The 14,503-nt window shown below is 61.2% G+C and carries 12 protein-coding genes; 6 read left to right on the top strand and 6 right to left on the bottom strand.

All coding sequences use genetic code 11. The annotated features are described in order from the left end of the window. Nucleotides 1-40 precede the first annotated feature (40 nt). Both zigA and AC515T_RS28770 read left to right on the top strand, forming a co-directional pair. Nucleotides 41-1,249 (top strand): zinc metallochaperone GTPase ZigA, encoded by a 1,209-nt coding sequence (gene zigA / locus AC515T_RS28775; RefSeq protein WP_496530903.1) that lies wholly within the window; start codon nucleotides 41-43, stop codon nucleotides 1,247-1,249. Continuing rightward, entirely contained in the window at nucleotides 1,249-1,899 is a 651-nt protein-coding gene (locus AC515T_RS28770) for a DUF1826 domain-containing protein (RefSeq protein WP_496530902.1), read from the top strand. The genes zigA and AC515T_RS28770 overlap by 1 nt, the downstream gene beginning before the upstream one ends. Here the strand turns inward: AC515T_RS28770 and AC515T_RS28765 are convergent. Beyond that, nucleotides 1,896-2,249 carry an NADH:ubiquinone oxidoreductase gene (locus AC515T_RS28765; RefSeq protein WP_496530901.1) on the bottom strand — a complete coding sequence of 118 codons (354 nt, stop codon included), beginning with the start codon at nucleotides 2,247-2,249 and terminating at the stop codon, nucleotides 1,896-1,898. The genes AC515T_RS28770 and AC515T_RS28765 overlap by 4 nt on opposite strands. A gap of 27 nt (nucleotides 2,250-2,276) precedes the next feature. Here AC515T_RS28765 and AC515T_RS28760 point away from each other — a divergent pair, with 27 nt between their 5' ends. After that, on the top strand, nucleotides 2,277-3,242 hold the full coding sequence (locus AC515T_RS28760) for a CobW family GTP-binding protein (protein ID WP_496530900.1): 966 nt from the start codon (nucleotides 2,277-2,279) through the stop codon (nucleotides 3,240-3,242). A 12-nt stretch (nucleotides 3,243-3,254) separates the two neighbouring features. Here AC515T_RS28760 and AC515T_RS28755 read toward each other — a convergent pair whose 3' ends face one another. Beyond that, nucleotides 3,255-3,677: a DUF3301 domain-containing protein gene (locus AC515T_RS28755; RefSeq protein ID WP_496530899.1), complete on the bottom strand. Its 423-nt coding sequence runs from the start codon at nucleotides 3,675-3,677 to the stop codon at nucleotides 3,255-3,257. Nucleotides 3,678-3,796: 119 nt separating this feature from the next. Here AC515T_RS28755 and pdxY point away from each other — a divergent pair, with 119 nt between their 5' ends. Then, nucleotides 3,797-4,669, top strand: coding sequence for a pyridoxal kinase PdxY (pdxY, locus tag AC515T_RS28750; RefSeq protein WP_496530898.1), 873 nt, complete (start codon nucleotides 3,797-3,799; stop codon nucleotides 4,667-4,669). 126 nt (nucleotides 4,670-4,795) lie between these two features. On the opposite strand, the gene AC515T_RS28745 is transcribed toward pdxY, so the two are convergent. Next, complete coding sequence (locus AC515T_RS28745; RefSeq protein WP_496533203.1) at nucleotides 4,796-5,281, bottom strand: acyl-CoA thioesterase; 486 nt, start codon at nucleotides 5,279-5,281, stop codon at nucleotides 4,796-4,798. 278 nt (nucleotides 5,282-5,559) lie between these two features. Between AC515T_RS28745 and AC515T_RS28740 the strand changes: the two genes are divergently transcribed. Then, nucleotides 5,560-7,323: a cation:proton antiporter gene (locus AC515T_RS28740; protein ID WP_496530897.1), complete on the top strand. Its 1,764-nt coding sequence runs from the start codon at nucleotides 5,560-5,562 to the stop codon at nucleotides 7,321-7,323. 13 nt (nucleotides 7,324-7,336) lie between these two features. Here AC515T_RS28740 and AC515T_RS28735 read toward each other — a convergent pair whose 3' ends face one another. The 3 genes from AC515T_RS28735 to uvrD all read right to left on the bottom strand — a co-directional run bounded on the left by AC515T_RS28735 (nucleotide 7,337) and on the right by uvrD (nucleotide 11,269). Then, a complete protein-coding gene (locus AC515T_RS28735; RefSeq protein WP_003187120.1) occupies nucleotides 7,337-7,744 on the bottom strand; it encodes an SMI1/KNR4 family protein in 408 nt (135 codons plus the stop codon). A 139-nt stretch (nucleotides 7,745-7,883) separates the two neighbouring features. After that, nucleotides 7,884-8,780, bottom strand: a complete 897-nt coding sequence (locus AC515T_RS28730) for a Tim44 domain-containing protein (RefSeq protein ID WP_496530896.1) — start codon at nucleotides 8,778-8,780, stop codon at nucleotides 7,884-7,886. 305 nt (nucleotides 8,781-9,085) lie between these two features. Then, nucleotides 9,086-11,269 (bottom strand): DNA helicase II, encoded by a 2,184-nt coding sequence (uvrD, locus tag AC515T_RS28725; RefSeq protein ID WP_496530895.1) that lies wholly within the window; start codon nucleotides 11,267-11,269, stop codon nucleotides 9,086-9,088. Between the two features lie 261 nt (nucleotides 11,270-11,530). Here uvrD and AC515T_RS28720 point away from each other — a divergent pair, with 261 nt between their 5' ends. After that, nucleotides 11,531-14,401 (top strand): putative bifunctional diguanylate cyclase/phosphodiesterase, encoded by a 2,871-nt coding sequence (locus AC515T_RS28720; protein WP_496530894.1) that lies wholly within the window; start codon nucleotides 11,531-11,533, stop codon nucleotides 14,399-14,401. Nucleotides 14,402-14,503 lie beyond the last annotated feature (102 nt).

The raw sequence follows: 14,503 nt of genomic DNA, 5'->3' as shown, positions 1-14,503 counted from the left end.
TGAGCCGTCGTCGAAGCGGCCGCCCGATGAGGATATACCGATGCCCAATCGCCTTCCCGTAACCGTGCTGTCCGGATTCCTCGGTGCCGGTAAAAGCACGCTGCTCAACCACGTCCTGCGCAATCGCGACAATCTGCGAGTTGCCGTGATCGTCAACGATATGAGCGAGATCAACATCGATGGCAGCGAAGTCCAGCGGGATGTCACCCTGAGTCGTTCCGAAGAGAAATTGGTGGAAATGAGCAACGGCTGCATCTGCTGCACGTTGCGTGAGGACCTGCTCGAAGAAGTCGGGCAACTCGCCCGGGAAGGACGTTTCGATTACCTGCTGATCGAATCCACGGGCATTTCCGAACCGCTGCCAGTGGCGGAAACCTTCACGTTTCGTGATGAAGAAGGCCGAAGCCTGGCCGATGTGGCACGACTTGACACCATGGTAACAGTGGTCGATGGGGTGAATTTCCTGCTGGATTACCAGGCCGCCGAAAGCCTGGCGTCACGGGGCGAAACCCTGGGTGAGGAGGATGAGCGCTCGATCACCGACCTGCTGATCGAACAGATCGAGTTCGCCGACGTGATTCTGATCAGCAAGATCGACCTGATCAGCCAGCACGAGCGGGAAGAATTGACCGCGATTTTGCAGCGCCTCAACGCCCAGGCGCAGATCATTCCCATGGTCATGGGACAGGTGCCACTGGGCAGAATCCTCGACACAGGCCTCTTCGACTTCGAACGCGCCGCCCAGGCACCTGGCTGGCTACAGGAACTGCGCGGTGAGCACGTGCCAGAAACCGAGGAATATGGCATCGCTTCGACCGCTTATCGGGCACGCCGTCCGTTCCATCCCCAGCGGTTCTTCAACTTCATCGACCGGCCGTGGCCCAATGGCAAACTCCTGCGCTCCAAGGGGTTCTTCTGGCTGGCCAGCAAACCAGAGGAGGCGGGCAGTTGGTCCCAGGCCGGAGGTTTGATGCGGCATGGCTTCGCCGGGCGCTGGCGGCGGTTCGTGCCGAAAAACCAATGGCCGCAGGATGAAGAGAGCACAGCGGCGATCATGAAGAACTGGCTGGCTGCCACAGGCGATTGCCGTCAGGAGCTGGTCTTCATTGGTCAGGACATTGATTTTGGCCAACTCGCCGCTGAACTGGACGCTTGCCTGCTCACCGATGCGGAAATGGCCCAAGGCGTCGAAAGTTGGCGTTTGTTGCCGGATCCGTTCGGTCCATGGCATGAAGAGGTTGCCGCGTGATGCTGGCGCCCAGTCTGAAACGAGCGACGCAGGTACGACAGGTCCAAGGTGATACGCCAGGGGTATTCACGCAGATCCTGGACGACGGCACCAACCTGGCGGTCTGGCAGCGTCAGCTTCCGGCACACATCAGCGATTTTGCGGCCATGGTGCTGGCAATGGCCCAGCCGCTGGCCGAATCACGGGTGCTCGACTTGCCAGAGGAAGACACCCAGCCGGCGCTGCACGGCCTGGCCGCAGGTTTCAGCGACCTGCAGGGCTATGAAGGCTTTATCGCCGATGTCTCCTGGTTGGTCAGCGCGTTTGCCTGCCTGCTGGGCGCCCAACGTGTCGGTCTGCGCCTGCGTACGCTGGACAAGGCCATGTGCCCGCGCTTCCACGTTGACCACGTGCCGGTGCGGCTGCTGACCACCTATGCGGGCGTCGGCAGCCAATGGCTCAAGGAAGAGGTCATGGATCGCCGGCGCCTGGCACAACCTGAGGCCGAGCCGGTTGATCCGCGCGTGATCCAGCAGTTTGGTTGCGGCGATGTCGGTTTGCTTAAGGGCGAGAAATGGCACGGTAATGAGGGGTTTGGCCTGATCCATCGCTCGCCGGAGCCCGCACCGGGAGAGCGTCGCCTGATTCTCACGCTGGATTGGCTGGCTTAAGGCTTGAGCCAGGTGCCTTGGCTTTGCCCTTCGCAAAATGGCTGCAGGTAAGCGGCATCGGTCGCCACGCCGTAATAGTGAATATCCTGGCGGTAAGGCATATTGGCGACCTGGGCGTTGCTGCAAACGCCGAACGCGCCGCCAGGGCATTGATCGACGTATTGCACTTCGACCTTCTGGCCGGCAAGGTTCGGCTGGCAGAAGCCATCGGCAAACAGCTTCTGTGGAATGCTGCGGTTCTGTTGGCAGACTTTCACATCGAGTCGCTCCGCCTGGCTGTGAACCACGCAGGCTTGGGCCAGCGCCTGGTCCGACGTCAGTGCCAGTAACAACCAGCCGATCATTCGCATATTCACCTCCATCGAAAACCGTCGATTATGTTGCAGCACATTCCCACCCATGTCATCGCTGGCCCGTTGGGCGCCGGCAAGACCAGCCTGATCAGGCATCTGCTGGCCCAGCGCCCGGCCAATGAACGCTGGGCGGTGCTAATCAACGAGTTCGGCCAGATCGGCCTGGATGCCGCATTACTGACCCAGGCTGGCGATGGTATCGCACTGGGCGAAGTGGCCGGCGGCTGCTTGTGCTGCGTCAATGGCGCGCCGTTTCAGATCGGTCTTGGTCGCCTTCTACGCAAGGCCCGACCGGATCGGCTGTTCATCGAACCCTCGGGCCTGGGCCATCCGGCACAGTTGATGCGGCAACTGAGTGAGGCGCCATGGCTCGGCGTGCTCACGGTACAACCTTGTGTGCTGGTGTTGGATGCCCGGGCGATGGCGGAGGGCAAGCCCTTGCCCGACGCGCAGCGACAAACCCTGGCAGATGCCGGACTGCTGGTGCTGAACAAGTCCGAGACCCTCACGCAAGCCGATCGCGAACGGGTGACGGCGCAGCTCTCTGGGCGTGCGTTGTACTGGACGCAACACGCGGCATTACCGATCGATCGATTGCCAGGCTTGGAGGTTCGGGGCAGTGGGGCTGTGGATAACTTGAACCTGCCCAAGCGTCTGGGCCAGATCCCGGCCATCTGGACCGACCCGACGCAGCCAATCTGCCTGCATCAGCAGCAGGACGGTGGCTGGAGTATCGGCTGGCGCTGGCACCCAAGCCAACGATTCGACGCAGCGGCGCTGACGCGATGCCTCCAAGGCCTGGACTGGAAACGGGCGAAGATGGTTATCCACAGCCTCGATGGTTGGGTTTCAGCCAATGCGTTGGAGGGAGCTGCGCTGGGCTGGCAAGCCAGTGAGTGGCGCCAGGATTCCCGGATCGAGCTGATTTTCGATCAGCCGCAGGACGTTGATCGCCTGCAAGCCGCTCTGGTGAGTTGTCGGTGTGCCTGAGTCAGCCTTGTCTCAAGGCTTCCACTTGTTGTGTTCCTGGCGCCACTGGCTCAGCTCGATGACTTCAGCCCTGGGCCTGGTCTGGACGGGTTCAATGGGCGCTGGCGGTGTTTCTTCGAAGGGCATCGGGTAGGGCGCCAGCTCTATGTGTGCGCTGTGGGCACCAAATTGGGTGATGGTGCCCGAATGACGGCTTTCGCCGGTGACGGTGAACTCGAAGGTGTAGACGCGAGCCAATCGTCGTCGACCATTGGCGTCCTTCACGAAGCCGATTTTTTTCAGCGCCACGTTGCCGTCCAGCAGCTCGATCTTGAGGTTGGTGCAATGCTGCATGACCCTCGCCAACGCCCGCTCGCGCAAGCCATGGTTGTGCCACAGCCAGGCACCGCCGGCGGCCAGCAGCATCAGCACGAAGATGTTTCCAAGGGTCAGCATGAACGAAGTGCTCCAACAAGTTGCGGTCAGCTTAACTGTCTCGCCGGTCTGTCGTACAGGCTGCGTTTAGTCGCATACTGCGCGGCTTGAATTTCAATCGTTTTACGGAAATTTCCCGCATGAAACGTACGCCTCATCTGCTTGCCATTCAGTCCCACGTGGTGTTCGGTCACGCTGGCAATAGCGCCGCGGTATTTCCGATGCAGCGGGTCGGCGTGAATGTCTGGCCGCTCAATACCGTGCAATTTTCCAATCACACCCAGTATGGTCAATGGACCGGTGAGGTGCTGGCGCCAGAGCAGATACCGGCATTGGTAGAAGGCATCGCAGCCATCGGTGAGCTGGGGCATTGCGATGCGGTATTGTCCGGTTACCTGGGCAGCGCGGCCCAGGGGCGGGCGATTCTGACGGGTGTGGCGCGGATCAAGGCTGCCAATCCCAAGGCGCTGTACCTGTGTGACCCGGTCATGGGGCACCCGGAGAAGGGCTGCATCGTGGCGCCCGAGGTGAGCGAATTTCTCTTGGAAGAAGCCGCTGCCGTGGCGGACCTCATGTGCCCGAACCAACTGGAACTGGACAGTTTTTCGGGGCGCAAGGCCCAGTCGTTGCTCGATTGCCTGGCCATGGCTCGGGCGTTGCTGGCCCGTGGGCCGAAGGCGGTGCTGGTCAAGCACCTGGCCTACCCCGGCAAACCCGATGACAGTTTCGAAATGCTGCTGGTGACCGCAGATGGCAACTGGCACCTGCGCCGCCCACTGCTGGCTTTCCCGCGTCAACCGGTGGGCGTGGGTGACCTGACGTCGGGCTTGTTCCTGGCGCGGATACTGTTGGGGGACAGCCTCGTGGCGGCGTTCGAATTCACCGCGGCGGCGGTGCACGAAGTGCTGCTGGAGACTCAGGCCTGCACAAGCTATGAGCTGGAGCTGGTCCGCGCCCAGGACCGGATCGCCCATCCACGGGTGCGGTTCGAGGCTGTGCCAATCAGCCTCTGATTGCAGCTGCAAATCCCTGTGGGAGCGAGCTTGCTCGCGATGGCGGTCTAACAGTCGACATTGATGTTGAATGTAATGGCCTCATCGCGAGCAAGCTCGCTCCCACAGTTGTTTTCCAGTGGCTGGTTAAGGCCCGTCCGCCTTGATCTCCTGGTAGCGCCTCTCCAGTTCCTGACGGATTTGCCGGCGTTGCTGGGCTTGTTCGTAGCGGCGTTTTTCTTCGCTGTTCTGCGGCTGCAAGGGCGGCACGGTCGCGGGCCTACGTTGGTCATCCACCGCAACCATGGTGAAGAAGCAACTGTTGGTGTGACGCACCGAGCGTTCGCGAATATTTTCGGTCACGACTTTGATGCCGACTTCCATTGACGTGTTGCCGGTGTAGTTCACCGAGGCCAGGAAGGTCACCAGTTCGCCGACATGAATCGGCTCACGGAAGATGACCTGGTCAACCGACAGTGTCACCACGTAGCGCCCGGCGTAGCGGCTGGCGCAGGCGTAGGCGACTTCGTCGAGATATTTGAGCAAGGTGCCGCCATGGACATTGCCAGAGAAGTTGGCCATATCGGGGGTCATCAACACCGTCATCGACAGCTGGGCATTTCCGGGTTCCATAACGTACTCACGGTTCAAGGCAGTCATTCGGGAGTGCACCTCTACGGGTGCTGGGGAGTGGCCTGCGAACAGGGCACCAGGTTTTAAAAACCACCGATATCGGGACGCTGCGCCTGTGGTTGCCGTCACGCGCCGATGGATCTGTTTCCATATATTGCACCGTCTTTTTGTCAGAAGTCGCGGTGTTACCCTTCAAAAGCCCGTTGCGAGGGCAATTCCTACAGAGGAAACGGATTTTCCAGCTCTGCAGTGAGTCATTTTGAACAGGGAGCCCCAACATGCATGCCATCAGCTTCATTCAGGATTTGGCGATCATCATGATGGTTGCGGGGCTGGTGACCGTACTCTTTCATCGTTTCAAACAACCGGTGGTACTGGGCTACATCGTGGCCGGCTTCATCATTGGCCCGCATACGCCACCGTTCGGTTTTATCCACGACGAAGACACGATCAAGACCCTGGCCGAGCTCGGGGTGATTTTCCTGATGTTTTGCCTGGGCCTGGAATTCAGCCTGCGTAAACTGTTCAAGGTCGGCGCCACGGCCTTCATCGCGGCGTTCCTCGAAATTGTGCTGATGATCTGGATCGGCTATGAAATCGGCCGCTGGTTCGAGTGGAGCGCCATGGACTCGCTGTTCCTGGGCGCGATCCTGGCCATTTCCTCCACCACCATCATCGTCAAGGCCCTCAACGACCTGAAGATGAAGAACGAACGCTTCGCGCAGCTGATTTTCGGGGTATTGATCGTCGAGGACATCCTGGGCATCGGCATCATCGCCTTGCTGTCGAGCATCGCCGTCAGCGGCACCGTGAGCTCCGGCGAGGTGTTTTCCACCGTCGGCAAGTTGTCGCTGTTCATGATCGTCGCGTTGGTCATCGGCATTCTGCTGGTGCCGAGGGTACTGGCCTACGTGGCGAAGTTCGACAGCAACGAAATGCTGCTGATTACCGTGTTGGGCCTATGTTTCGGCTTCTGCCTGCTGGTGGTGAAGCTGGAGTACAGCATGGTACTCGGGGCGTTCCTGATCGGTGCGATCATGGCCGAATCCCGGCAACTGCTGAAGATCGAGCGACTGGTGGAGCCGGTGCGTGATCTGTTCAGCGCGATCTTCTTCGTCGCCATCGGGCTGATGCTCGATCCGGCGATATTGCTGCAGTACGCCTGGCCGATTGCGGTGATCACGGGCGCTGTGGTGCTCGGCAAGATGTTGTCCTGCGGCCTTGGTGCCTTTATCGCCGGTAACGACGGACGCACCTCGCTGCGCGTTGGGATGGGGCTTTCGCAGATTGGCGAATTTTCCTTCATTATCGCGTCGTTGGGGATGACCCTGCAGGTCACCAGCGATTTCCTCTACCCGGTTGCGGTCGCTGTCTCGGTGTTGACCACACTGCTGACGCCGTACCTGATTCGAGCTGCCGACCCGCTGTCCGTCAAGTTGGCGGCGGTCATGCCACAACGGCTGACACGAGTGCTGGGGATGTATGGCGAATGGCTGCGTAGCATCCAGCCCCACGGTGAAGGGGCGATGGTGGCGTCGATGATCCGGCGGATTTTGCTGCAGGTCGGTGTCAACCTGGCGCTGGTGATTGCGATTTTTGTCTCGGGTGGTTTTTTCGCCGAGCGGATGTCGGCTTACCTGCAAGCATGGATCAGCGACCCGAGCTGGCAGAAAGCATTGATCTGGGGTGGGGCGTTGCTGCTGTCGCTACCGTTCCTGATCGCCGCGTATCGCAAGCTCAAGGCGCTGTCGATGCTGCTGGCGGAGATGGGCGTGAAGCCGGAGATGGCTGGCCGCCACACCCAGCGCGTGCGTCGGGTGATCGCCGAAGTGATCCCGATTCTCTCGCTGTTGGTGATTTTCCTGCTATTGGCAGCCTTGTCGGCCAGCATCCTGCCGACCAACAAGTTGCTCGTACTGATCGCCGTGGTGGCGACTGCCGTGGCGGCACTGCTCTGGCGCTGGTTCATCCGCCTGCATACGCGGATGCAGGTGGCCTTGCTTGAAACCCTGGACAACCACAAGGAGTCGTCCGGGCATTGACCGGCGGTGCGGCTCAGCTTTCCAGCCAGACGTCCCGGGCCCAGTGCCAGACCGATTCCCAGGTTTCCTCGGCGATCAGTTCTTCTTCGGCCTGCCACAACACCACGGTGCCGTCCTCTTCGACGCAATAATAATCGTCGCCGTCCTGGCAGATCGGGATCAGGCTGCGGTCGACACCGGCATCCCAGGCATTGGCGGCCACGTCCGGCAGGTAGGTGTGGGATTGTGGATCGGTGACGGTCACCGGTTCCAGGCTGCCGTAGACGACATCGCTGACGGTCAGCAAAAACTCCCTGAAGACGAATGGGATATCGATGAACAGCTGCTCTTCGATCTCTACCAGCAAGTCTTCGTCGGGCAATTCCAGCGGGACCGGTACGGGCTCGTTGGCTTCACGCAATTGTTCGATGATTTCTTCCACGTCCGGGGATCCTCTTTCTCGATGGCGCGGTTTATATGGAGCGGTTTATACAGTAGCTCGCTATAGATGCAACCGCGAAATAGAAAACCCCGGCCTGGGCCGGGGTTCTTTTATTTCAACATGCAAAACGGGCAAAGGTTCAACCGTTCTGGCGGATACCTGCCACCAGCCAAGGCTGGTCATCGCCCTGGGCACGTTCCATGTTCCAGCTTTCGCTGAACGCTTCACCCTTGTCGAAGCGAGAATCCTTCGACACACCGCTGAAGGTCAGGGTGGCGATGGTCTTGTCGGCGCGATCGTCGACGCCATCCAGTTGCACTTGCAGGTTGTCGATGTAGGTGGACTGGAAGCCATCACCCAGCTCGGCCCGCTCGCGCTTGAGGAATTCCAGCAGTTGCGGGGTCACGAACTCGGAGATCTTGTCCATTTCGTTCGCGTCCCAATGCTGCTGCAGGGACATGAAGTGGTTGCGCGCGGCTTCGATGAAGCGTTGCTCGTTGAACCAGGCTGGCGCATTGATGACCGGACGAGCGGCCACAGGCGCTGCCGAACCACCGAAGATCGAACCACTGGCAGGCTGCTGCGGGTTGAACGCTTCACGCTGCATCGGCGCGTGGCCGGCTGGAGCGAGTTGCTCCTGCTGCTTGCGACGACGAGCGGCAATGAAGCGGAAGACCAGGAAGGCGATGACCGCCATGATCAGGATGTCGAAGATCTGCATGCCCTGGAAGCCGTCGCCCATGAACATGGAGGCGAGCAGGCCACCGGCGGCGATGCCGGCCAGAGGGCCGAGCCAGCGCGAAGCGCCGCTGGCCTTGGTGGCAGCGCCCGCGGCACCGGCAGCGCCCGCGGCACCGGCCGCGCCTGCGGTGGCAGCAGTGGAGCCGGCGGCAGAAGACGGCGCCATCTGGCTGGTCTGGTGAGTCGGGGCTGCTCCCGAACTTTTACCACCGCCAAAGCGCTTGGCGGCATTGGCGTCGATGGCCATCGTCAGGCCGATGCACAACGCCATGGCGATGCTAAGAAAACGTTTCATATAAAGGCATTCCCATTTGTGGATAGCACGCGCGCCATGTTGCACAGCTGAACTGTTGCTGGCTAGCAGCAGAGTGTTTCGGGCTTTTGCGTGACAGGTGAGGTTCAGCTTCAGCTATGCAAGAGGGCCTGTTCGCTTTGGGCTGTAGGAAAGGGGAACAAGTTCTATCGGAAATGTTTTGACGTCCGCCAGAACAACTGTGGGAGCGAGCTTGCTCGCGATAGCGGTGTGTCAGTCAGCATCAATATTGACTGATCGACCGCTATCGCAAGCAAGCTCGCTCCCACAGGGTCCTGCACAAATCTCTAGATCGCTTCGAGCTTGGCATACCCCAGCATCAGCCACTTGCTGCCTTCGCTGAAGTTCACCTGCACCCGGGCCTGGGCGCCGGCGCCTTCGAAGTTGAGGATCACCCCGTCGCCGAACACCGAATGCCGCACGGTCTGGCCAAGGCTGAAGCCGGTTTCCGGGATGTCGCTGCCGCCGAACAGGCTGCTGGTGCTTTGTTGCTGGCCGCCACCGAACGGTCGGCTGACACTGTTGGACAGCCGCACTTCCTGGATCAGGCCCTTCGGCACTTCACGTACGAAGCGCGAGACCTTGTTGTAGGTCTCGCTGCCATACAAACGTCGGGTTTCGGCGTAGGTCAGCACCAGATTCTGCATGGCGCGGGTGATACCGACGTAGGCCAGGCGCCGTTCCTCTTCCAGGCGTCCTGGTTCTTCCAGGCTCATCTTGTGGGGGAACAGGCCTTCCTCCATGCCCACGAGGAACACGTAGGGGAATTCCAGGCCCTTGGCGCTGTGCAGGGTCATCAGCTGGATGCTGTCTTCATGTTCGTCGGCCTGGGTGTCGCCGGCCTCCAGGGAGGCGTGACCCAGGAAGGCCGACAGGGGCGACAGGTCCGCGTCTTCTTCGGTGTTCTCGAAGTTGCGCGCGGCGCTGACCAGTTCCTCAAGGTTTTCCACCCGGGCCTGGCCTTTCTCGCCTTTTTCCGCTTCGTGGTAGGCGATCAGGCCGGACTGCTCGATGACGGTCTGGGTCATCAGATGCAGGGGCATGTCCCCGCACTTGGCGGCCAGGTCTTCGATCAGGTCCATGAAGGCCTTCAGGGCGCCGGCGGCGCGACCGGTCACGCCTTTGTTGGTCACCAGCTGACGCATGGCTTCCCACATGGACACGTGGCTGTGGCGCGCGTGGTCGCGAATCGCCTCGACGGTTTTCTCGCCGATGCCCCGCGTCGGCACGTTGATCACCCGCTCCAGGGCCGCGTCGTTGCCGCGACCTTCGATCAGGCGCAGGTAGGCCATGGCGTTCTTGATTTCAGCACGTTCGAAGAAGCGCTGGCCGCCGTAGATGCGGTAGGGGATCCGCTCGCGCAGCAAGGCCTCTTCCAGCACCCGCGACTGGGCATTGGAACGGTACAGGATGGCGATGTCGCTACGGGCCAGGCCGGTTTTCAGCGCGCTCTCGATGGTTTCCACCACGTAGCGGGCTTCGTCATGTTCGTTGAAGGCGGCGTAGAGGTTGATCGCCTCGCCTTCGCCGCCGTCGGTCCACAGTTCCTTGCCCAGGCGCCCGGTGTTGTTGGCGATCAGGGCGTTGGCGGCCTTGAGGATGCCGGCGGTGGAGCGGTAGTTCTGTTCCAGGCGGATGACTTGGGCGTCGGGGAAGTCCGCCGAATACTGGTGAATGTTCTCGATCTTGGCGCCGCGCCAGCCGTAGATCGACTGATCGTCGTCACCCACCACCATCAGGCTGTCGCCGCCTTTGGCGAGCAGACGCAACCAGGCGTATTGCACGGCGTTGGTGTCCTGGAACTCGTCCACCAATACATGCCGGAAGCGCTTTTGGTAGTGGGCCAGCAAGCCCGGGTGGTCGCGCCACAGGTCCAGGGCCCTTAGCAGCAGCTCGGAAAAGTCGATCACCCCGGCCCGCTGGCACGCCGCCTCGTAGGCTTCGTAGATGCTGCGCATGGTCGCCAGGAACAGGTCGCCGCTGGCCTGGATGTGTTGCGGGCGCAGGCCTTCGTCTTTCTGGCCGTTGATGAACCATTGGGCCTGGCGGGCCGGCCAGCGTTGTTCGTCCAGGCCCAGCTCGCGGATCACCCGCTTGACCAGCCGCTGCTGGTCGTCGCTGTCCAGGATCTGGAAGGTCTGGCTCAGCCCGGCTTCCTGCCAATGCGCCCGCAACAAGCGGTGCGCCAGGCCGTGGAAGGTACCGACCCACATGCCGGCGGGGTTGATGCCCATCAGTTGTTCGATGCGATGGCGCATCTCGGCCGCGGCCTTGTTGGTGAACGTCACCGACAGGATCGAATGGGGCGAGGCGTTCTCGACCTGGATCAACCAGGCGATACGGTGCACCAGCACTCGGGTTTTACCGGAGCCGGCACCGGCCAGGACCAACTGACGACCCACGGAGGCGGCTACGGCCTGACGTTGGGCATCGTTGAGGGAGTTCAGCAGAAGGGAGAGATCATCGCGCATCGGGGCATTCTAGGGTGCGACGTCACCCCGGGCAAACCGAGCTTTGCATCAGCCGATAAAAGACCATTCGGTGATGACCGGCGGGTCACAGGCTACAGGCGTTGGCGGGACTCGCTCGGGAGCGGCGTCACCCAATGAAATAGCGACTTTTTTCCGTATTTTTATGAGTTGGGGCAGTGTGGGATGGCCCATGGCTTGTGTATGCTCGGTGCTCGTTTCGGGTTCTCCACGCTTCACTGAATAAGAACAAGAACAGTGCCAATGACCCTCAATTACGATCCGGCGGGCCCCTGTGTGGAACCGCGGGTCATCTGCAAGCAGTACGCCATGGAGATGGCGGTCGAGCGCACACGTCTGCTGTATCAAGGCTCATTGCTGCCCACGCTGTTCATGCTGCTCAACGGTCTGGTCTGCGCCGCGCTGTTATGGGAGCCGCGGCGCTATTTTCTGGTCAGCGTCTGGCTCGTCTGGCTGTTGTCACTGGTGGCGCTGCGGGTGATCCAGGTGGCGGCTTTCGATTCGGCGATGCCAAGTCGCCAGGCGCACCCGATCTGGTTGCGTATGTTTTTGCTGGGCTCGGCGATGACCGGCCTGACGCTGGCCGGGGCCGGCATCGCGCTGGTTCCGGCCGACAGCTTCCAGCAACAGGCCTGGGTATTCGGCCTGATTGGCGCGGCCGCCCTCTCGGCCAGCGTGGCCTATGCCGTGAGTCTTCCGGCGTTCCTGTCCTTCGCCTTGCCCTGCCTGTTACCGGCCATCGGTTATCTCTTCTGGGGCGGCGATGAGCAGCAACGTGGGTGGGGCTGGCTCGGGCTGATTGTGCTGGTTTCCCTGAGCGTGGTGGCCTGGCAAGTCAATCGCTTGATCCAAAGTGGCATGCTGCGACGCTTCCAGAACCAGGCCCTGATCGAGCATCTGCAGCAAACCCAGACCCGCAGTGCCTTGCTCAACGAGGCGCTGGGCCGGGAGGTCGAGCAACGTCGCTCGGCCGAAGAGAAGCTGCGGGCGGCCCAGATTGGCCTGGAGGCGCGTGTCGCGCAGCGCAGTCTTGAACTGGAGGTCGCCAGCCAGGCCCTGAGCAAGAGCGAGGCGCGCCTGGCCCTGGCCCTCAAGGCCAGTGAGCTGGGGTTGTGGGATTGGAACCTGCAAACTGACGAAGTCCATCACACCCAGCTCAAGGAACTGTTCGGCCTGGAGCCCGAATACGTCACGGCGATGCTCAGCCACCTCACTCCGCGCCTGCACCCCCAGGACGTGCCGGCGCTCAAGCGGGCCCTGGTCGAACACCTCAAGGGCCGCAGCGAGGATTACCAGATCGAATACCGTGTGCGTCACGGCGATGGTCACTGGGTCTGGATCGAAGACCGCGGCCGGGCTGTGGAGCGCAGCGCGAGCGGGCGGGTGTTGCGCATGGTTGGCACCCGGCGCGACATCAGCGCCAGCAAGGAACTTGAGCAGCAACGGCAGTTGGCGGCCACGGTGTTCGAGGCCGCCAGCGAAGGCATTGTGATTTTCGACCCCAACTACCTGCTGCTCGCCGCCAATCAGGCGTTCACGCGGGTCACCGGTTTCAATATCGAGGACATGCTCGGGCGCAGCGTGGTTGACCTGCCGTGCAGCCGCGATGCGCGCCGGCACTACCCCATCATTCGCCAGTCGCTAAAGCTGCACGGCACCTGGCAGGGTGAGTTGGTGGAGGCGCGGGCCAACGGTGAGCTGTATCCGCAGTGGCTGCAATTGAACGTCGTGCGCGATGCTCGGGGAAATGTCAGCCATATCGTGGGCTTCTTCGCCGATCTTTCGGCACGACGCGAGTCCGAAGAACGGATGCGCTACCTGACCCATTACGACGAACTGACTGGGCTGGCGAATCGTTCGCTGTTCCGTGAGCGCCTGAACGAAGCTCATCAACGGGTGCGCCAGGGGGGACGGCGCAGCCTGGCGTTGCTCCATATCAACCTGGACCGTTTCAAATTGCTCAACGACAGCCTAGGCCATGACATCGCCGACCAGTTGTTGCAGAAAATGGCGCGGCGCCTGATCAATGCGCTGCCCGAGGCGGATACCATCGCCCGGTTATCCGGCGATGAGTTTGCGGTGTTGTTCGATGCCTACGGCAACCTTTCAAGCCTGGCGCGGGTGGCGACCCGATTGGCCGCCAAGCTGCGCGTGCCGCTGACGACCGAAGGTCATGAACTGGTGCTCAGTGCCTCCATTGGCATCAGCTTGTTGCCTGACAACACGCGGGAAATTGCCACGTTGGTCAATCAGGCGAACATGGCCATGCAACATGCCAAGCATTTGGGGGGCAACAACTTCCAGTTCTACACCGAGAGTCTCCAGGCCAGCACACTGGAGCGCCTGCAACTGGAAAACCAACTGCGCAAGGCCTTGGAAGAGCAGCAACTGAAGGTCTTTTATCAGCCAAAACTGTGCCTGGCGACCGGTCGCCTGAACGCCGCCGAGGCGCTGGTGCGCTGGGATCATCCGGCCATGGGGCGGGTTCCGCCGGGGGATTTCATCGGCCTGGCCGAAGAGACCGGATTGATCGGACCGATTGGCGAGTTCGTCTTGCGCCAGGCCTGCTGGCAGGCGTGCGAATGGCAGCGACAGGGGCTTGAGCCGATCAGGGTGTCGGTCAATCTGTCGGTGCATCAATTGCGCCAGGGCAAGCTGGTCAGCCTGGTGCGACAAGTGCTGGAGGAAACCGGCCTGGCGCCCCAGTACCTGGAGCTGGAGTTGACCGAGAGCCAGTTGCTCGACAGCGTTGAACACATCATCGCCACGTTCCAGCAATTGCGTGACCTCGGGGTCAAACTGGCGATCGACGATTTCGGCACGGGCTACTCCTCTTTGAGCTACCTCAAACGTATCCCGGTGGACTACGTGAAGATCGATCAGGCATTCATTCGCGGGCTGGGCGAGGGCAGCGTGGACACCGCCATTACCCGGGCAATCATTGCAATGGCCCATGGGCTGTCGCTCAAGGTAGTGGCCGAAGGCGTCGAGCGGCAGGAACAGCTCGATTTCCTCAGGAACGAGCGTTGTGACGAGGTGCAGGGATATCTGATCAGCCGGCCGGTGGAAGCTGAGGGGCTGGCCGGGTTGTTGCGGATGCAACACTTGGATTGAATGAACCTGATCCCGACCAGAACTTCCTGCCGGACGACTTTATTGCCTGGCGGGAAGTAGTGTTCGGGCTTGCGCTACGACACAGGCTGCTACATCTGGCGA

This window comes from Pseudomonas sp. FSO-7 (genome assembly GCF_059579345.1).
The sequence above is the reverse complement of the archived record's forward strand: the minus strand, read 5'-3'. Positions and strand labels throughout refer to the sequence as shown.